The sequence below is a fragment of the Bacillus sp. BD59S genome (genome assembly GCF_007363175.1).
Classification (GTDB): Bacteria; Bacillota; Bacilli; order Bacillales; family Bacillaceae_G; genus Bacillus_A; species Bacillus_A pacificus.
The window spans coordinates 1,777,387-1,797,233 of record NZ_CP034686.1 but is presented as its reverse complement, the minus strand read 5'-3'; the positions used below and the strand labels follow the sequence as shown (position 1 = coordinate 1,797,233).

Annotated in this window: 19 protein-coding genes and 2 other annotated features; of the genes, 1 reads left to right on the top strand and 18 read right to left on the bottom strand. The window is 34.2% G+C overall.

The window, feature by feature from the left end; genetic code table 11:
* Nucleotides 1–5: 5 nt before the first annotated feature.
* Both EKQ63_RS11265 and EKQ63_RS11260 read right to left on the bottom strand, forming a co-directional pair.
* The gene (locus EKQ63_RS11265) at nucleotides 6–173 is read right to left on the bottom strand and encodes a DUF3933 family protein (protein WP_000816383.1); all 168 of its coding nucleotides are present in this window, start codon (nucleotides 171–173) and stop codon (nucleotides 6–8) included.
* A gap of 12 nt (nucleotides 174–185) precedes the next feature.
* Nucleotides 186–1,628, bottom strand: coding sequence for an aminotransferase-like domain-containing protein (locus EKQ63_RS11260; protein WP_087968230.1), 1,443 nt, complete (start codon nucleotides 1,626–1,628; stop codon nucleotides 186–188).
* Between the two features lie 118 nt (nucleotides 1,629–1,746).
* On the opposite strand from EKQ63_RS11260, the gene EKQ63_RS11255 reads away from it, so the two are divergent.
* Nucleotides 1,747–2,361 carry a LysE/ArgO family amino acid transporter gene (locus EKQ63_RS11255; protein ID WP_087968171.1) on the top strand — a complete coding sequence of 205 codons (615 nt, stop codon included), beginning with the start codon at nucleotides 1,747–1,749 and terminating at the stop codon, nucleotides 2,359–2,361.
* Nucleotides 2,362–2,414: 53 nt separating this feature from the next.
* Here the strand turns inward: EKQ63_RS11255 and EKQ63_RS11250 are convergent, their stop codons facing one another.
* The 16 genes from EKQ63_RS11250 to EKQ63_RS11170 form a co-directional block, all read right to left on the bottom strand.
* On the bottom strand, nucleotides 2,415–3,644 hold the full coding sequence (locus tag EKQ63_RS11250; RefSeq protein ID WP_131102727.1) for a bacillibactin exporter BcbE: 1,230 nt from the start codon (nucleotides 3,642–3,644) through the stop codon (nucleotides 2,415–2,417).
* A gap of 235 nt (nucleotides 3,645–3,879) precedes the next feature.
* Nucleotides 3,880–4,086, bottom strand: coding sequence for an alpha/beta-type small acid-soluble spore protein (locus tag EKQ63_RS11245; protein ID WP_000113545.1), 207 nt, complete (start codon nucleotides 4,084–4,086; stop codon nucleotides 3,880–3,882).
* Between the two features lie 235 nt (nucleotides 4,087–4,321).
* Nucleotides 4,322–4,846, bottom strand: a complete 525-nt coding sequence (locus tag EKQ63_RS11240) for a GNAT family N-acetyltransferase (RefSeq protein WP_143881036.1) — start codon at nucleotides 4,844–4,846, stop codon at nucleotides 4,322–4,324.
* Nucleotides 4,847–4,939: 93 nt separating this feature from the next.
* Complete coding sequence (locus tag EKQ63_RS11235; RefSeq protein WP_000119508.1) at nucleotides 4,940–5,620, bottom strand: MgtC/SapB family protein; 681 nt, start codon at nucleotides 5,618–5,620, stop codon at nucleotides 4,940–4,942.
* A 159-nt stretch (nucleotides 5,621–5,779) separates the two neighbouring features.
* A complete protein-coding gene (locus EKQ63_RS11230) occupies nucleotides 5,780–6,436 on the bottom strand; it encodes a YkyA family protein (RefSeq protein WP_000873553.1) in 657 nt (218 codons plus the stop codon).
* A gap of 14 nt (nucleotides 6,437–6,450) precedes the next feature.
* Nucleotides 6,451–7,272 (bottom strand): peptidoglycan-N-acetylglucosamine deacetylase, encoded by an 822-nt coding sequence (locus tag EKQ63_RS11225; RefSeq protein ID WP_016717244.1) that lies wholly within the window; start codon nucleotides 7,270–7,272, stop codon nucleotides 6,451–6,453.
* Between the two features lie 101 nt (nucleotides 7,273–7,373).
* Complete coding sequence (locus EKQ63_RS11220) at nucleotides 7,374–8,735, bottom strand: sensor histidine kinase (RefSeq protein ID WP_016717243.1); 1,362 nt, start codon at nucleotides 8,733–8,735, stop codon at nucleotides 7,374–7,376.
* Nucleotides 8,732–9,421 (bottom strand): response regulator transcription factor, encoded by a 690-nt coding sequence (locus tag EKQ63_RS11215; RefSeq protein WP_016717242.1) that lies wholly within the window; start codon nucleotides 9,419–9,421, stop codon nucleotides 8,732–8,734. The genes EKQ63_RS11220 and EKQ63_RS11215 overlap by 4 nt, the downstream gene beginning before the upstream one ends.
* A 13-nt stretch (nucleotides 9,422–9,434) precedes the next feature.
* Nucleotides 9,435–10,682, bottom strand: a complete 1,248-nt coding sequence (locus tag EKQ63_RS11210) for a hypothetical protein (RefSeq protein WP_016717241.1) — start codon at nucleotides 10,680–10,682, stop codon at nucleotides 9,435–9,437.
* A 164-nt stretch (nucleotides 10,683–10,846) separates the two neighbouring features.
* Nucleotides 10,847–11,848, bottom strand: a complete 1,002-nt coding sequence (locus tag EKQ63_RS11200; RefSeq protein ID WP_016717240.1) for an LCP family protein — start codon at nucleotides 11,846–11,848, stop codon at nucleotides 10,847–10,849.
* Between the two features lie 283 nt (nucleotides 11,849–12,131).
* The gene (locus EKQ63_RS11195) at nucleotides 12,132–14,438 is read right to left on the bottom strand and encodes a glycoside hydrolase (protein ID WP_143881035.1); all 2,307 of its coding nucleotides are present in this window, start codon (nucleotides 14,436–14,438) and stop codon (nucleotides 12,132–12,134) included.
* A gap of 212 nt (nucleotides 14,439–14,650) precedes the next feature.
* A complete protein-coding gene (locus tag EKQ63_RS11190) occupies nucleotides 14,651–14,860 on the bottom strand; it encodes a DUF6366 family protein (protein ID WP_061182727.1) in 210 nt (69 codons plus the stop codon).
* Between the two features lie 108 nt (nucleotides 14,861–14,968).
* Nucleotides 14,969–15,862, bottom strand: a complete 894-nt coding sequence (thrB, locus tag EKQ63_RS11185; RefSeq protein ID WP_061182726.1) for a homoserine kinase — start codon at nucleotides 15,860–15,862, stop codon at nucleotides 14,969–14,971.
* The gene (gene thrC / locus EKQ63_RS11180; RefSeq protein WP_143881034.1) at nucleotides 15,859–16,917 is read right to left on the bottom strand and encodes a threonine synthase; all 1,059 of its coding nucleotides are present in this window, start codon (nucleotides 16,915–16,917) and stop codon (nucleotides 15,859–15,861) included. The genes thrB and thrC overlap by 4 nt, the downstream gene beginning before the upstream one ends.
* Entirely contained in the window at nucleotides 16,910–18,205 is a 1,296-nt protein-coding gene (locus EKQ63_RS11175; RefSeq protein ID WP_143881033.1) for a homoserine dehydrogenase, read from the bottom strand. The genes thrC and EKQ63_RS11175 overlap by 8 nt, the downstream gene beginning before the upstream one ends.
* A gap of 154 nt (nucleotides 18,206–18,359) precedes the next feature.
* Nucleotides 18,360–18,591: a binding site (T-box leader), on the bottom strand.
* A gap of 115 nt (nucleotides 18,592–18,706) precedes the next feature.
* Nucleotides 18,707–18,938: a binding site (T-box leader), on the bottom strand.
* Nucleotides 18,939–19,175: 237 nt separating this feature from the next.
* On the bottom strand, nucleotides 19,176–19,814 hold the full coding sequence (locus EKQ63_RS11170; protein WP_061182722.1) for a pyridoxamine 5'-phosphate oxidase family protein: 639 nt from the start codon (nucleotides 19,812–19,814) through the stop codon (nucleotides 19,176–19,178).
* Nucleotides 19,815–19,847 lie beyond the last annotated feature (33 nt).

Genomic DNA, 19,847 nt, shown 5'->3' with positions numbered 1-19,847 from the left:
ATTGGTTACGGATACGTTAAACCTTCAGCTTCCTCTGCAGTAATAACTGTGTATCGATTTCCAGTTCGTAATCCTAACAATTCTGCTTTTTCAATTGCCTCTTGCTTCGTCTCCGCATAAGCAGCTAAATATTTTTCTCCATTGATAATTTGGCAAATTACATATTGTTTCATTACTTTCTCCTCTTACTTTTTTATTAATTGTGCAAGTTTTTTTATACCTATTTCAATTTCTTCTAACGTTGCGTATGAATAGGATAGGCGCAAAAATTGATTTGCACTTCTATCATACAAAGTACCTGGATTTAATAAAATCTTTTCTTTCAAAGCTTTGTCAAATAAGCTACGGTTCGAAACGGATACATTCATATGTAACCAAATATAAAAACCACCTGTCGGTTCATACCATGTTGCTATTTCACTACAATACTTCTTTAACATACTCACCATAAAGTCCCTACGTTTTGTAAGCTCACCTCTTACAAACTGTAAATGTTCTTCATACAATCCATCTTTAAACCACTCGGCGGCAATTTGCTGCGATATAGAACTCGATCCATAATCTGTTTGCATTTTTATGTCTGCCAATCTTTGAATGACTGGCTCAGATCCAACAATCCATCCAATTCTTAATCCTGGACTAATTACTTTAGACATACTTCCAATATGTAGTACGATCCCATTTTTATCATATGCTTTTAAAGGTTTCGAAATAGGAGCATCAAACCATAAGTCTTGATACACTGCGTCCTCTATAATAGGCAATCCAATCTCATTGCATACCTCCATCACTTCTGTCCGCTTCTTCGTATCCATACTAAAATTCGTTGGATTATGAAAAGAAGGGATTGTATATAAAATAGAAGCATTAAATTGCTTCTTATATTTCGCAATATATGACACATCTAGCCCACTCTCATCCAATGGCATTCCAATTAAACGTATTCCTGCTGATTGAAAAACATTGAGAGAGTATAAATATGATGGTTTTTCTAATAAAATTGACGCTCCTTTCGGAAGAAGCCCAATAGAAATAAGTTGAAGCGCTTGAATTGCTCCTGAAACAATCAATATAGAGTCAGGAGATACATATATACCATGTCCTTTTAAATAGTCCGCAATTTGCTTCCTTAAATTAAGATTACCTTTTGGCTGTTCATACCCAAGTATCACGTTTGATTTTAAAAGCTTATTCATTACTACTTTCATCTTTTTTTCAGGTAAAAGACTTGGCGCGAGCTCACCTGTTCCTAAACGAATTACATGCGGATAAAACTCAGCTTGATTAATCTCTTGAATAGCAGGCAGATTCGGATAATGAATTCCTGTTTCTACATAAGACTGCCAATTAGGCGGGGGTGCGTATGTTGAAGCATTCTCATTATTATTTACAACAATTGTTCCTTTCCTGCCATTCCCTTCAATGTATCCCTTTGCGACTAGTTCATCAAAAGCCATTACAATCGTACTTCGATTCACACCAAATGTATGTGCCAAATCTCTTTGTGAAGGTAATTTCGTTCCAACAGTCCATTCTCCATTAACGATTTTTTCTTTTATATACGTTTCTATTTGTTTATACAAAGGAGTCGCTAGAGACGTATTTTGTTTCCAAACGAATCTTTCCATCATATCACCTTACATTCTTTTTGGTTGGCAACCTCCCCAACCGTATGGATGGATACAAATTTTCATTTCTTCTATACAATATACACTATCATAATGAATTTAAATAGGAGGTAATATGATGGGTGAAGCAATTATTCATGGTATCATTCTTGCATTTGGTCTTATTATTCCATTAGGCGTCCAAAATGTTTTCGTCTTTAACCAAGGTGCGAGCCAACCAAACATTTGGAGAGCAGCTCCTGTAGTATTAACTGCCTCTATATGCGATACGTTACTCATATTAATTGCAGTGCAGGGTGTCTCCCTTGTACTACTTACTTTTTCTTGGCTAACTAACACGTTATATATGATTGGCTTTTTCTTTCTCCTATATATGGGGTTGGTTATTTGGAGAAGTAACCCTTCCAACGATATAAAACAAGAAATAAGCATGCCAGTAAAAAAACAAATACTTTTCGCTGCATCGGTTTCATTATTAAATCCACATGCAATTTTAGATACAATCGGTGTAATTGGAACCAATTCGATTCAATACATAGGAAGTGAAAAATGGGCTTTTACAGTTGCTACTATTATTGTTTCTTGGATTTGGTTTATTTGCTTAGCTTTAGCGGGGAAATTTTTAAAAAGGCTAGACTCAACCGGAAAGACAATCGTATTATTAAATAAATTTTCTGGTCTCATCATATGGGGGGTCGCGCTTTATATGTTAAAACAAGTTATTTATTCTTAATGAACGAAAGAGAATTGCATGTTAATGAAAACATCATGCAATTCTCTTTCAAATTATGAAGTAGGTTCCGGTTTCTGTTTTACCGTCTTTGCATCTTTTGCTGGTTTGATCCAAATGATCGCTATAGCAGCACCGATCCCAGCGAATATACTTGTTAAATAAAATACTTCATGGTCAGCACCTTTCATGAAAAAAGAATATAGAGGTGGTCCAGCTGCTACACCGATAAATCGCATTGAACTATAAAATGACGTAACCGTTCCCCTTTGCTCCTTTTCAATTCCTTGTGTAATTAAAGCATCTAAACATGGGAGCGCCATACCAATTCCTATCCCCATAATAACGAGACAAAGAAGTAGTAAATAAATCCCTTTTATAAATAAAGGAATAATGACTGATACAGCTGCCATTAAAAAACCAATATAAATACATTTCTTCATCACATTTTGATTATCTCCAATTTTTTTACCAGCCATATAGGAACTAATTGACAGTACAAGTAATGGGATCGCAAGCACACACCCTTTCCATATACCATGAATGTCATACTTTGATTCCAGTATAGTTGACAAATAAAAGAGAATTCCGAATAAAATAAGCATAATAATTGCACCTAATGCAAAAATGGCAATTAACCATCTTCCTTTTTCACGAAACGTAGTAAGAATTGATTTTATAAACTCTTTAAGTGGTGGTACTTCTCCCTCTTGTTTCTTTGCCTTTACTAGAACAAGTAATAAAACAATTGATACTACGCATAAAACTGGAATCGCCCAAAAGGGTAAGAACCATACAACGGCAGCAAGAGCAGACCCTAAAATAGGGCTCAGAACTTTCCCAAATGTATTGGATGTTTCTATGATTCCTAAACCTGTACTAACTTGTTTTTCATCCTTGTATAAATCACCAACACACGGTATAACAACTGGCATTGCACCAGCAGCACCAATACCTTGAATCGCTCTACCAATCAATATCCAAGTGTAGGGATTATCCACTTTCCAAGATACCCAACCAGTTATCGCTCCTCCTATAGCCGCAATCAGCAAACTCGGAACCATTACCATCTTTCGTCCCCATCTATCTGATAAATAACCAGCAATCGGTATAAGTAGAATCGCTACGATAGAATAAATGGTAATAATCATGGATACTTGAAACGATGAAATATGTAATTTCTTTTCAATAGTCGGCAGAATTGGGATGAGCATTGAATTCCCTAATGTCATAACAAGTGGAACTGATGCAAGCGCAATCAAACAACAGTTTTCTTTTTTTAACATGTTGGCTTCGAAACCTTTCATCATATATTTCTTACCATATAATAGCCCTGCTGGAACGTAACTTTTCATTCCACCAGGGCTATTACATTTTTACTACTTCCCATTCACAACAAAAGAAATTGGGGAAAATATAGTATTATTCCTATTCTTTGAATCCAGTTCACAATATATCCATACCAATTAATTGAAAAAAAAGAAAGGAAGAATCCTTCCTTTCTCCTATAACCTTCTACAATTAGCGAGTATATCCGCCACCAAGTTGTTGTTCTGCCATCGCTACAAGGCGTTTTGTAATTTCACCGCCTACAGAACCGTTTGCACGTGAAGAAGTATCAGCGCCAAGTTGTACACCAAACTCTTGTGCAATTTCATATTTCATTTGATCTAAAGCCGCTTGTGCTCCATGTGATGCTAATTGATTAGAATTACGATTTCTAGCCATTACCAATCACCTCCTTATTTATATATAAATTGTGTTAAATTTCAATTTAGATACATGGTAATTTTTGGTTATTTATATTTTAAAAAAAGAGTCTCTACAATGAGAGACTCTTACATCATTTTATATTAAGAAGTTACTACTTCTAAATTTCTATTTGTTAGTACTTTCATTTCTTTTTTTCATATATCTTTCGCATTATGTCCAAACCATTCGAGTGAAACAAAAGAGGTATACTTTACATAATAATATTATTGATATCTTTCCAACAATATGCTGTCTCTTCCACCTGTAATCTCTCTAAAAATTTTGTATCAATTTTTTCTGGATTAAATTTTTCATAAAACGTTTTAGAAGGGTTATTCGTAACAACCCATACTAAAAGTGATCGCATATTATTGTTTGTACATTCAGATAGTAAAGCTTGAAATAACTTTTGTCCTATTTTCATTCCTTGATACTCTTGTAAAAGGTAAATCGCATATAATTCTCCATCACAATTATATGTACCAATTCTTTCTGCTCCTCCATCGATGAATCCAACTATTTCTCCATTTAACGTCTCTGCTACAAATCTAAATTGATGATTACATTCTTTTTGAAAAATATTTTCCCATTGTTTTTCCCGTTGCTCATATGTTATATTTTCTAAAATCTCGTTAGGGAATATGCCTTTATATGTCGTTTTCCAACTATCAGCGTGGACCTTTGCTATACCTGGTATATCATCTTTTATCGCTCTTCTAATATGTATTTCCAACATTTCTCCCCCCTTGTTATTCACCATTATATCAATTTCTTTCCTTAAAAATCCAAATAAAAAAGAGTGAATTCACTTCACTCTTTTTTATCATCTTTATCTACTTTCCACTTCAACTGAAACAACACGATCTATCTCTTTTAGGGAACTATATAACTCTGTTGTATATAAATCTTCTGGAGCTAAAATAACCATCTCCAGTTGCTGAAATGCTCCACTATCTATATCTTTAATCTTCACGCGTTTTACATGCATTCCTAAATTTTTAATCTGCTTAAATATACCATCTAACTCATGATGCTCTTTTACAGTAATTTTAATAGACAAGTCCTTTTGTCTTAATGAATACGGTCCTGCAATTTTCACCAGTTGCGGAAGTACATTAATTGCTAAAATAATTAAAATCATAGCAACCGTCGCTTGTAAATAAAATCCTGCTCCAATCGCTATACCTAAAGCTGAAGCAGCCCACACCATAGAGGCAGTCGTTAATCCAGAAATAACGTCATTACTTCTTCGTAAAATAACACCTGCTCCAAGAAAACCAATTCCGCTCACAATTTGAGCGGCTAAACGCATGGGATCCATATTGGTATGCCCTGGAACAGAATATACATGTACAGATTCAATTGAAACCATCGTAATTAAACAACTTGCTACAGAAATAACCATACTTGTTTTCACACCAAGTGGTTTATTCTTTAGCTGCCTATCTATCCCAATGAATAATCCTAAAAAGAGTGCTAAACCTAATTTGAGTAAAAATTCATATGACATATTTCCATTCTCCTTACTTAACAATGTTTCCCTTAGAATAATTCACTATAACTCTTTTATGATATCAATTCCAGTCTTTTCTATTCATTTAACGTAAAAAACCGAAAAAACATTTGTGACGATGTTTCTCCGGCTTTTTATTACGCTTAAAACTCTTCTTTATTTCTGATCTTTAATCTTAATCTCTGCATCTTTGTAGAATGCTAATTTACTGTCATTATACTCTTTTGTAAAATTGTTAAATTGCTCTTTTGATTTTTGTGCTTCCACAGTTAATTCATTAACAGCCTTAACTTTTTCACCAATCTCTTTTAATTTCGTTTCTTTTACTTTTAATTTTTCATACAGTTCTTTTTCAGTCGCCAACGCCTTCGTATAATTTTCATTCATCTTTTGGAATGCATCATAACGGTTTTTATACGACTCTTCTACTGCTTTCGCTTGTTTTTGTAACTTTTTATCTTCAAGCTTCTCTATATTTCCTTGAACAGATTTTGTTTCTTTCTGAGCTTTTTCTAGCATTTCTTTCTCATTTTTCAATGCTTTTTCACGATCATCTACATTTGCAGTAGCTTGCTCTATTTTCTTCATAACAGCGTCATTATGATCTTTACCTTCTTGTAAAATTTGAGAATATAGTTCTTGACCTTCCTTCTCTAACTTCTCTAATTTTTTCGCTTCATCAACTAATGATTTCTCTTGTGTCGCCGCTGTTTCAAAAGCTGTATATAAGTTTTCTTCTGGTTTTTCACCGAAACAACCTGTTAATAGTCCTACTGATAGTGCTCCAACTACTGCTACTTTTCCATACTTCAACGTTCATTCCTCCATTACATACGGTTATCATGCCAGAAATTCACTGGGAAGTGACTCTCTTCATGATAAGCTTCAAACTCATAACCCTTTTCTTTTAACCCTTTTAAAATTGCTGGCACAGCAGCAACTGATTGTGGGTGAATGTCATGCATTAAAATAACTTCCTGTGGTTTTGTTGCATTTGTTATTACATTTTGAGCAATTTGAGCTGCCGCTGCATCAACTTGCACTTTGTTATATTTCCAGTCTAATGAATCAATTGTCCAATCCCATACTTTAAAACCGCCCTCTACTACTTTATTTCGAAGACCTTCATTTAATCCAGGCATCGAACCGTATGGCGGACGTGTTAATTTAGGTGATTTTCCAATAATATTTGCGATTAAGCTTTGATCTTCTTTCATTTCATTTACATACTCGCCATTTTTATATAACTTTGCAAAATTATGTGTCATACTATGCATACCTACATAATGACCCTCTGCATTTTCACGTTTCACTAAATCCGGAAATTCTTTTACATTCGCTCCAATTAAAAAGAATGTCGCCTTCGCATCATGCTGTTTTAACATATTTAATAATTCAGCCGTATATTTCCCTGGGCCATCATCAAATGTAAGATAAGCAACTTTTCTTTCTTTCCCATTAAAACGACTTGGTGCCGTTTTATTCATTTCTACTTTCGGTTGTTCACTTGCAAGCTGTACTACGTTTTCTTGTTTTGCAACAGCCTTTGCTGGTGAAGTAATGGATTGAAACATGAAATACCCAATAGCTACTGCTGCAATCGCTATTAAAACGACTACTACTCGTTTAATGTTAAAAGCTTTTTCCATTCTATCGAATTCCTCTCCCTATTAATCTTATATATAAATCACCCAATATAATTATACATCTATTTATTTTATTACACTATATAAACAGACCTATATATGTATTATAATGGGAGTTTTATCAAAATAGTTGTTCCTATTCCTTCTTTACTTATAAAACTAAGTGTACCTCCATGAAGCTCTACCATTTTTTTAACGATAGCTAAACCAAGACCGGCACCTGTAGCATGGTTATTAATCTGGTAAAATGACTGTTCTATATACGGTAAATGCTCTTTAGCAATTCCAATCCCTTCGTCTTTCACCTTTATCACTGCTTGTCCTTCATTTTTAGTCGCTTCAATATATACTTTACCATTTTTATGTGAATATTTAATGGCATTTTGAACAATATTCAAGAAAATTTGCTTTAGTCTATTTCGATCTCCTATCAATTCGATTCGTTCTATAGTTTTGATGAATTGCATTTGCTTCTCTTCAGCATTAGGAGTTAATTGCCAAATCGTCTCCTCTAGTATATCGTATAATTGCACCTTTTGTTTATATAAATTGAAATGATTTGATTGTAATCTTGAAAAATCTAGCAATTCTTCTACTAAATGAATCAATCGGTCTGTCTCACCTGATATAATTCCCATGCCTTGCTTTATCTCTTCTTCCGTTAAATGATCTACCGTTTTTAACGTCTCACTCCAACCTTTAATTCCAGTTAAAGGCGTTCGTATTTCATGAGAAATCGAAGCAATGAATTCATTTTTCATCTGTTCCGCTTTTTCTATTTTATTAGACATATGATTTAAACTATGTGCCAATTCACCTAATTCACCAGGATAATCCTCTTTAATTTTTTTCTTTAATGTACCTTCTGCAATTTGTGAAGAAGCATGAATAATAGATTCGATAGGTCTAACAAACGAATTTGCTAATCGTCTACTGATTAAGAAGACAATTCCTGAAATAACAATGCCTACAGAAATAGTAAACATAATGATTTCGATAATCTTTGCATTTACATTCGTTAAAACAGTCGTATATTTCAAAACACCTATCGTTTGTCCTTGATGAATAAGCGGACTAATCACTTCTAATTGTTTCACATTATCTTTCGTAGTAGTCACTTGATGATACATTTCTCCTTCTAGTAACGAATACGGAATAACTATTTTACCTTTTACCTTTTGTCCACTTGAAGACTGTATAATCGTACCATGTCGATCAATTAATTGTAATTCTGTTCCTTCTAACTGAAAGCTCTCAATTATATCACCGCTGTATTCTTGCAAACGAATAAAGTATAGGGAATTGTATTCAGAGAAAAATCGTGTACTTGTCTTCGCATGAGATTCTATATATTGCACAATACCATTATAATAATAACGATAAATGGAGACTGAAAATACGACTTCAAATAATACAAGCATAAGTATAATGACCGTCATAAAATATAAAGTCACTTTTCTTTTCATCTTATACTTTCCTTCCACACATATCCTTTTCCCCACACAGTAAGAATGAATTCAGGTTCTGACGGATTACATTCTATCTTTTGACGTAACCGCCTCATATTTACATCTACTACTTTCGTCTCACCTACATAATTCGTTCCCCAAATCATATTTAAAATTTCATCACGTGAAACCGGCTTTGCAGCCTGATTCATTAAATAATGTAATATCATATACTCTGTAGGGGTTAAATCAACTAATTGTCCACTTTTATATAATCTTTCTTCTATAACATTTAATGAAAACGGGCCAGATGTGATAATATTTGCTTTTTCATCATGTACTTCTATTCTTCTTAATAACGATTGTATACGTGCAGTTAATTCCACTGGACTAAACGGCTTTGCGATATAATCATCTGCACCAATTCCTAATCCTTGTACCTTATCTTCATCTTGCACACGTGCGGTTAACATAATAATACCGATTTTTTTATTTTCTTCCCTGATCGCTTTACAAACTTGAAAACCATCCATTCCTGGTAACATTACATCAAGCAATGCTACATCAACAGTATGTTCACATAAAATCTGTAACGCCTCTTCTCCCGTACTAGCTTCTAATACATAAAATCCAGCGCGTTTCAAATTTAATACGATAAAACTACGAATAGGTATTTCATCTTCTAAAACTAAAATTGTTGGCATAATTCCCACCTCCCTACTCTTGTTGATAATCCGCTAGCGGTTTTACATATTCTTTCACCTTTTCAAAATGTGGTTGTTTCGGTACGGCATATACGTGAGAAGCCGTTTTTACTGCTGCCTCGTATCCTTTTATTTTGAACCATTCTTTCCGCTTAAATATATGGACTTCAAGCCATAGTTCATTTTTCGTAGTATCTATAAATTTTTGTACATCTGATGCTTCTTGCTGAACTGGAACAGTTATTTTTCCAATTAACGCTTGCGGGATTTTGACAAAATAACCTTTCTCTATATTTACATATCTTTCTTCTATCGGTTTAATTCCCTCTTCACTCCACTGAATATAACGTTCAAACATCGTACTCTCTCCGTACGATACCTCTTCCCAACCTTTTGGACGCACTGTACGAACAAATTCAATAATGCCGTCTTCATTTATATCTTTGCTTTCCACTACATAATCATTGAATAAGTCTTCTTTTCCATCTATATGTAGTGGCTCATAATGACCCTTATCAAATTTTGCTACATACGTTATCCCTGAATGAGCGCCAACACCTGCATCAATTACAACCGCCTTTAGTGATTTAGAAATGCGGCCCATTTGTATTCTTTGAATGCTATTTATAAACGGATCGAATGACGTTTCAGATAAAGTCTTGAATTGTTCCATGAACTCAACTGTCAATTTCTCATCCTTTTCATACGTAACTAGGCTTATATCTTTCAGTCCATTTTTATTTAAATCCTCTATGAATAACTTCGTATAACTTCGATTATATATTTCCTTCATATCTTCATTTTCTTCCGAAAAAACATACATAACATGTTCTAACGATTCACGATTGACAGAAATTCCGATTAATAGCTCCCGCTTCCCGTTCCCTGTAAAATCACCAACTTCAACGATATCTACATCTCCACCATCAAATCTATGCGTGGACTTTACTTTCCAGCCATTTCCGAATTCTTCATATACAGCTAAATATACGCTATGATCTTCATTCGGCAATTTATAAAATAAGATGGCTTCTTTCTTATTATCTTGTTTAAAATCCATTGACCAGATCATCTGTTTATCTTTATTAGACATTGGAGTTAGCAATCGATAATTTACAGGCAAATCTTTATCTATTTGCTCTTTTAGTTCATTAATCCATTTTTCATTGGCAGGAGCACCCATTAAACTTGTTGGAGCTTCAGACATTTTACATCCAGTTAACATAAAAATGATTCCCATAATGCCTATCCATTTCTGCATATGATATCTTTCCTTATTACAGATTTTAATTATTCCCCTTTACTTTTTGCTTCTCCAATATTCTCATACATATGAGTATAATTTTTCTAAAATAAAAAATCGTTACAGAAAAGTTACAAATCCATTCCGATAAAAAAAGATTGGCGAAAGCCAATCTTTTTTTATTATTCGTTTCGAACTGGTTTTGGTGTTACACCTAGATGATTATTTAATTTGTTCGAAATATCTTTCACATTTTTTTCATTTGGAATGTAATAATAAATACCTCCGATACGTTTATCTGTACCTTCTACTTGCATTTTTTCCATTTCCAAATTAGATCCTGCCATATTTTTTGTAATAGCAAGCATATCATCAAAAGTTAAGTTCGTTTTCATATTTTTATCAACCGCATCAAGTAAAGAGCCCATTTTGCTAATTGATTGAACAGACATCGCTTTTTTAGCAATTGCTTCTATTACAAGTTGTTGTCTTTGACCACGCATTGCATCACTGTCAATTTTACGCGTTCTTGCAAGTGCAAGTGCTTGTTCCCCATTTAAATGTTGGTAACCTTTCTCTAAATGAATCATACCCGCTTGGTCTTTACTATCTTGTTCAGTGAAAGTAACTGGTACATCAATGTCAATACCACCAATTGAGTCGACAATTTGTACGAATGATTCAAAGTTAAACTTCACATAATAATCCACAGGAACATTTAAAAATCTTTCCACTGTATCTCGTGTACTTTCAACACCACCAAATACGTGTGCGTGTGTAATTTTATCTAATTTCTTTCTAGATGGAATATAAACACGTGAATCACGCGGAATACTTACTAACTTAACGGACTTATCATTTTTATTAATTGTTGCTAATAAAAGTGCATCTGTTCGAACAGCTTCACCGTATTGACTTTTCCGCATTTCACTACCATCTACACCCATAATTAAAATGGAGATGTTATCCTTTAAAGGTTCAACTTCTTTATCACGCTTCGATGACTTATCAATTTGTGCATACGCATCACTTACAACCGCTTTTGCTTTGTTATATATAAACGATCCATATCCTACTCCTCCAAAAATAAGTAGGAAAAATGGAATTAAAATGAACCATTTTATTGACCTTCTTTTAGAACGTTTTTTATTGCTTCTCGTATTTTGTTCTAATTCAGAGCTCATCTTCATTCGCCTCTCTTTCTCTTTCCCTAGTATAATGTATGTCTAGCAATCTTCATATTGAATTTCCTTTCAAACACCTTACATTTTTGTAAGGTTACATAATGAATCCAATATGTATTACATTTCACATTATACTCTCGTGCTTATTTTTGGCAAGTCACTATTTTTTAACTTCAAAAATTTAACATTTCCCAACATCCTAAATTACAGATTTATAAATTTATCCGTTTCAAATCCTTCAATTTTTATGTGAAAAATTAGTAATGCAACAATACATTTCACATTATTTTTTCTCGAGCGGTGTATACATTGTTTTTTTTCCATGATTATAAATGAAAGCGGATTTTGCTTTTAGTTTCGCCTTATCTATTTCTATCTCTTCATTTGAGAAATTCACAATAACTTTAATATCTTTTCCATATGATGCAGATTGAACTAATTTATCTTCTGACAAATATACAAAGTTCGTCATTTCTTCTTTTACTGCCTTTTCATGAACTTCATTCCAAACTTTCAGGTGCTGCGTAATTTCTTGTTTATGCTTATTCCACTCTACTTCATCTAAATGATACAACGGAGGAACATTATACAATAACTCATATAACATACGGCTTCCTACCTCATCTTTTACTTTCAAACTTCCCCATTCCCAGTGATGCGTTGTAATTACAGAATCATTGTATACTAATTTATATAACGGTACCGAATATACTGGATTTAAATATACTTGTTTATATTCTTCTTTTAATGGTACTTGTTTTGCATATTTTTCTGGAACATTTTGATTCGGTGACCAATATCCGCCCACATAATACGGACTATTTTTATTTTTCCTCATATCTTCATCGTCCCATTTAATAACAGGCGTTTCAATGCCGTGAGCAAATGCAATCGTGCTACTTGCAAAGTCATTTCCGCCTTCTGAACCAACTACCATACCTTTTTCTTGCGCAATATAATCCATTCGTTGCAACCTTGCTTTTAAATCTTGTTCTTGTGTTGTTATATGTTTGGCCGAATAGTCATCATAAATTTCACCTGTCGCATCACAATCAATAAACCATGAATTATATTTAGGTCCATTTTGTAATATATCGTTCATTCTCTCTTTTACACTAGGAAGAGATAAAGTTGGATTTAATTTTCGCCCTCTACCTAAAAATCCTTGTACCTTTTCTCCATTTTTCTTCGTCACAGTTGCCTCTTCATATAACGATGGATCAGTAAAAGAAGCTGTATTCCAATTTTTATCAGCTTTTTCGTGAATAGAATGGTAAGAATCATACGGACCAACTAAATACCCCATTTTCTTAGCTTCTGTCACGAAATCAGGCTGCATATACCCTTGTTCCCAGTTCGGTAACCCAATCCATGCATTATCTATTCCTGCAGCTTTCATTTCCTTTATAATATCCGTTCCATCTGCCTTACCCCATTTACTTACTTCTTCAACTGCATCATCGAGCGCTGACTTTAATACATGCTTATTTAAGTTATATAACTCCATCTTTGATAAATGATCCACACCTTTGTTTAATAACTCACTAGCCTTCTGATCCACTCTTTGGAAAATATCCTCTTTATATAATTCCTTCATTGATAATACTTCATTTATATAACGCAAAATAACATTTTTTTGATACTTATCAATGAAATCTTGTTTACTTACTTGATCGAATACATTTAATTCTCCAGGCTCTGAACTATATTTTTGAATAAGCTCTTTTATATGGCTAAACACAGGGCTATTTATTTTCTCTCTTAGCTTTAGCCAATTTACATTACTTTCTGATAAGCCATTTTGATTCCAAAAATAAAAATGAGCTGCACCGTAAAGCTTTTCTATCTCTTTATTTTTTCTAGCCTTTTCTTTTAATGTTTTAAATTCACCTTTTCGAGCGATATTGTCTTTATACAGTTTAGCAATACTTACTGCATCATTATTTGTCACATATACTTGAAATCCATATGTTTTATTTTTATTTATACGCGGAAATTCATGTATAAAATCAAATCCTATTTTCGGATCCGAATGAAATTTCAATTCATTATTAAACATATTGTTCGAAATATATACAATCGAATATTTCGAACCATTTAACGCGAAAAACTTCATAGAAAATGATTCAGCAAATGAATAGGCATCATCCTTTAAAAACTTCTTCCAATTTTCATCATTACTCGGAATTTGTTTCCCTTCCCATAACGGAAGTGTATAATTTTCAGCTTGTACTTTCGGCCAAGTAAAGCTTTCTGCACCAGTCGATTCCACTTCAATATTTAAGTGATCTTTTTTCTTCTCTAGATTCACTTTTACTTTTTGATCTGGATATTCCCAAGATGTACGATCCTTATCTTTTTTTACATTCAACACCTTCATTTTCGGCAAAGGCTGTGATGCCAGTTCCTTTACGCCATCATGTTCTACAATTAACGTGAAAGTCTCTGGATTTACATCATAAGTAAACTCTTTATACGTCGCTTTCTTTATTTTAGACTCTTGAACAGTATTGCTACCTTTTACATCACACCCGACTAAAGTCGACAATGATATCGTTGTAAGAAGACATATTGCTATCATTTTTTTCATCTTCTGCACCTCCACCACTGAATATACAGAGGCTTTGTTACAGGAATGTGGCAAAAAAATAGAACCAGCATAATGCTAGCTCTATTTTGGGTATTAAAAATAAATATATATGGACAACTATAATCTGCTTAATATATGTAGTACAATAACCGTGTTTTTTTCATCCTCACTAATTATAAAAGCAAATCATTCAAAGCTTTAACATGCATTTCTTAACTAAAAAAATAAGTGTATATAATATACGCTAAAACTAGCAATAAAATTACTAGCGCTGTACCTTTCCAATTCATACCACCCGTCATATCAACTGGACTTCCCGTTTCAGCTCTGTTGAGTCCATCATGTAAAGAACCGGTAGGATTGTTTTTCAATTCATTTTGCCTTATACGTTCTCTTTTTTCTTCCGGTGACTCTTTCTTCATACGATCACCTCCAAATGAATACACTCTTTACTAAATTATACATTAATATTTTTCTTTTATACGCAAACATATTTACAACATAAAAAAAGCTAGCGATGCTAGCTTTTTTTATAATCCAATATGTTCTTCCTTATTTACAGTAATCCCTCTATGATCAATTTCTAGCTCACACACTTTCATAGACGTAAATACTCTTGCTAATTGCTCAGCAATTTCTTGACGTTTCTCATACGGCGTTAATATAAAAATAGACGGCCCTGCACCGCTAAGCGCTGTACCGTATGCACCGAATTCTTTTGCACATTTACGAATAGATGGTAATAACGGTACAAGCTCTAAACGATACGGCTCGTGAAAATGATCCCTCTCCATCATTTCGCCTACAACTTCCCATCTCTTTTGACATAAAGCAGCTACTAATACATTACTTATTGCACTAGCCTTAACAGCTTCATGAAACGGGAATACATCTGGTAATACAGATCGACTTTCATCTGTATTTAGCTCTTCATTTGGAATAAGAGAAATGACGCCTAATTCCTTACTTTCAATTCTTACAACCGAAACATTCTTTCCATCAAGTGCTCCGATTACAGTTCCTCCTAATATAGAAGCAGCAACATTATCAGGATGACCTTCAAAATTTGTAGCAATTTGAACTTTTTGATCAGTCGTTAAGTTCAAGTTGCCTATTTGATTCGCAAGCTCTATCCCAGCTACAATTGCTGACGCACTACTTCCTAGCCCTCTTGTTAATGGGATATTACTAGTAACTTCGATTATATGAGGTGATAAAGAAGGACTCACTTTACATGCCGTGCTAACGATTAAATTTTTATCGTCTGTCGGAATCGACTCATCAAAAGAATGGATCACTTGCCATTTATTAGATTTCTCTTTTACTACTACATGTAAATACAATGACAATGCTATTCCTACTGAATCGAATCCAGGTCCAACATTCGCTGTACTAGCAGGAACACGAATACTGAATGGTATCACGACATAATCACCCCTTTAATATGCTCTTTAATTTGTTCTATATTATTTGAAACACTTGCAATGTCTAATGTATTAGAAGAAATTGCAATATCAGGATCTTTCAAGCCGTTTCCAGTTAAAACTGCAACAACTGTTTCTCCTTTTTTGATTTTTCCAGATTGAACATGTTTCATTACGCCAGCTAATGAAGCATTCGATCCTGGCTCAGCGAAAACCCCCTCCAATTTTGCTAATACTCTATACGCATGTAAAATTTCTTCATCTGATACCATATCTATTTCACCGTGAGACTGCTCAGCAGCCTCTACTGCATATGACCAACTTGCTGGGTTACCGATGCGAATCGCTGTTGCAATTGTTTCTGGCTCGTCAATTACATGCCCTTTTACAATAGCAGCTGCTCCTTCCGCTTCAAATCCGTGAATTCGTGGCTTCTTATAGCCTTTTTCTTTCTCATATTCACAGAAACCTTTCCAGTACGCTGTAATATTCCCGGCATTTCCAACAGGAATCGCTAAAACATCTGGCGCATTTTGTAACTGATCACAAATTTCAAACGCTGCTGTTTTTTGCCCTTCAATTCGATAAGGATTCACTGAGTTTACTAATGTAATTGGCTCTTCTGCTGCAATATTTCTTACAGCCTTTAATGCATCATCAAAATTCCCTTCTATTGAAATGATTTCAGCACCATAGGCAACTGCTTGCGCTAATTTTCCATGTGCAATCTTTCCTTCCGGTATTACGATAATACATTTCATTCCAAGGCGTGCCGCATATGCGGCAGCCGATGCTGATGTATTACCTGTCGATGCACAAATAATGGCCTCTGAACCTTCTTCTTTCGCCTTCGCAACTGCCATTACCATACCACGATCTTTAAAAGAACCTGTCGGATTCGCTCCTTCATACTTACCATATAACTGAATTCCTAATTGTTTTGATATATTTAATAACGGAATAAGCGGTGTATTACCTTCCAGTAAGCTCACATCAGGTGTATTTTCATTGACCGGTAAATAAGAAGCATACTGTTTTAATAATCCTTTATACATATTGTTTTTCCTCCTCAATAATGTAGTAACTGTTTATTTCACTTGCGACATCTTCTATCGCTCCTAAAACTCGTTCGAATTGATACTTTGAAGTTTGATGTGTTACAACAACGACTTCTGCAAGTTCACGATTTAAAGGTAATTGAATCACTTCTTTTAAACTTACAGAAAAATTAACAAAACATTCTGTTACTTTTTGCAACATCCCAGGTTCATCTCGTAATGAAATACGTAAGAAATATTTCGAAACAACTTCTTCATCCCCTTGTAATTCATACGGTTCTGGTTCTTTTAACGCACTTTTATTTTTCTGAACTTGATTCATATTTTTAACGATTGAAATAATATCACTTACTACAGCAGATCCAGTCGGTAACTTCCCAGCTCCTGGTCCGTAAAACATTACTTCTCCTACCGCTTGACCGTGAACATATACCGCATTAAATTCATTATTTACATTCGATAATGGATGATGACTGGGTAAAAGTGTCGGTTCTACACTTAAATGAATGGCTGACCCTTGTTTCTCTGCTTTACCAATTAATTTCATAGTAAATCCTAACTTTTCAGCCATTTGTAAATCTTCTTTTTCAACCTTTCGAATCCCTCTCACTTGCACATCATCTAAAGAAACATTCATCGAAAAACCTAAGTTTGCAAGAATCGCTACCTTTCTAGCCGCATCTAGCCCATCTACATCCGCAGTCGGATCCGATTCTGCAAAACCTAATTTTTGTGCTTCCTGTAAAGCCTCTTCATACGACCATCCATTTTGACTCATCTTTGTTAACATGTAATTTGTTGTCCCATTTACAATTCCCATTATTTTTTCAATTTGATCTGATGCTAATCCGTCTGTTAACCCTCTTAACACCGGAATACCGCCCGCTACACTTGCCTCATAACATAAATCACAATCATTATCATTTGCCAGTTGGAGAAGTTCTGCACCGTATACAGCCATTAAATCTTTATTTGCTGTTACGACATGTTTCTTATTTCGTAAAGCCCTAACAATATGCTGCTTCGCTTCTTCAATTCCGCCCATTACCTCTACTACAATATCAATATTTGAATCATTTAGAACTTCATCGACATGACTTGTTACTACGATTCCATCAATACAAACATCACGTTCTTTTTCTAAATCACGTACAACGACTGTCTTCACTTTCACTTCATATCCTGTATCAAGTGCAATTTTTTTGCAATGTTCTTTCAAAATATGGACAACACCACTTCCGACCGTACCTAATCCTAACACCCCTACATTAACAACGTTATTCATCTTCTAATCTCCTCCTACAATTTTATTTTTTATCTTTATCAATCACCTTGCTCTGCTTTTCAATCATGCAGCTGGTGGTTATTTCCGTACGTACAAATCGTTTCATGTTACAGCACCTCCTTTCAAAGTAATAAAAAAACACACTCATCCCTAGGAAAGGGACGAATGTGTTTTCGTGGTTCCACCCTTGTTCCAACCTAGACGTATTTCTCCCTAGATTGCTCAAGCTCAGATAACGGCTGATTCCGTCAATAATTACTAGATTACTCGTTCACTATTGAAGTTCAAAGGTGGTAAAATCATTTCTCGTGTTAGGAAGCTCACACCCTTGACTTCCCTCTCTGTAAACCGTAAAAATGATTTCGTGTCCTTATCGTTACTTTTTCGTTCATGTTTATTTGTTAACTCATTATACTCGCATAAAAAACAAAATCAATACTATTTTTTGATTATTTTAAATTTTCAATCTGTAATCCATAAAAAAAACACACTCATCCCTAGGAAAGGGACGAATGTGTTTTCGTGGTTCCACCCTTGTTCCAATCCAGACATATTTCCTCCTAGATTGCTCAAGTTCAGATAACGGCTAATACCGTCAATAATTACTAGATTACTCGTTCACTATTGAAGTTCAAAGGTGGTAAAATCATTTCTCGTGTTAGGAAGCTCACACCCTTGACTTCCCTCTCTGTAAACCGTAAAAATGATTTCGTATCCTTATCATTACTTTTTCGTTCATGTCTATTTGTTAACTTATTATAGTTATCAATTTTTTAAAAAGCAAGCCTATTTTTGTTCATTATTTTTAAAAATACGAATCATTTTATTTTAAAATAACAAATCATCTCATATAGATTTCTACTCTTGCACATGTATTCATCACTTACAAACTAACAAGATTGATATTAAAGTCTCATTCTAAAACGTTTAGAGTTTCACACCTCAACACTATATTTAAAAAGTAATTTTTTTAATATAATCTTTCCCTATAACTTTCTTCTAAAGAACGTGCAACATCTTCTTCTGAAGCATTCACTTTGGCATGCTCCAGCAACATTTTTGCTGCTGAAGGTAACTCTTTTTTATGTAACCAAGATTCCGGATCCCACATATTAGAACGAATAAAAGCTTTTGCACAATGAATATAACACTCTTCTATTTCAACAACAATTCCAAGTAGCGGATTGCGTCCATTTACCTGCATTTCTTGCAAAATTTCTTCGTCGTTTGTTATATACGCTCGGCCATTTATTCTGAGTGTCTCCCCAAGACCTGGGATGAAAAAGATTAATCCTACACGTGGATTGGAAATAATATTCAAAATGGAGTCTATACGACGATTGCCCGGTCTTTCTGGAATGATAATTTTATTATGATTTAATACGTATACAAATCCAGGTGCATCTCCTCTCGGCGAAGCGTCACACTCTCCTAATTTATTTGCCGTAGATAATACTAGAAAAGGAGATTTAGACAGAAAGTCTACGCAATGGTGGTCTAATGATGAAATAACTTTTTTTAAAGCTCGTTCACTTGGTTGCCCCAATATTCCCCGTAATTCTTCCTCTGTTGAAATAATCGATTTTATTTTCTTACTCTCTATTCCCACTAATAACGACCCCTTTTTCTTTATTTTCCCAAA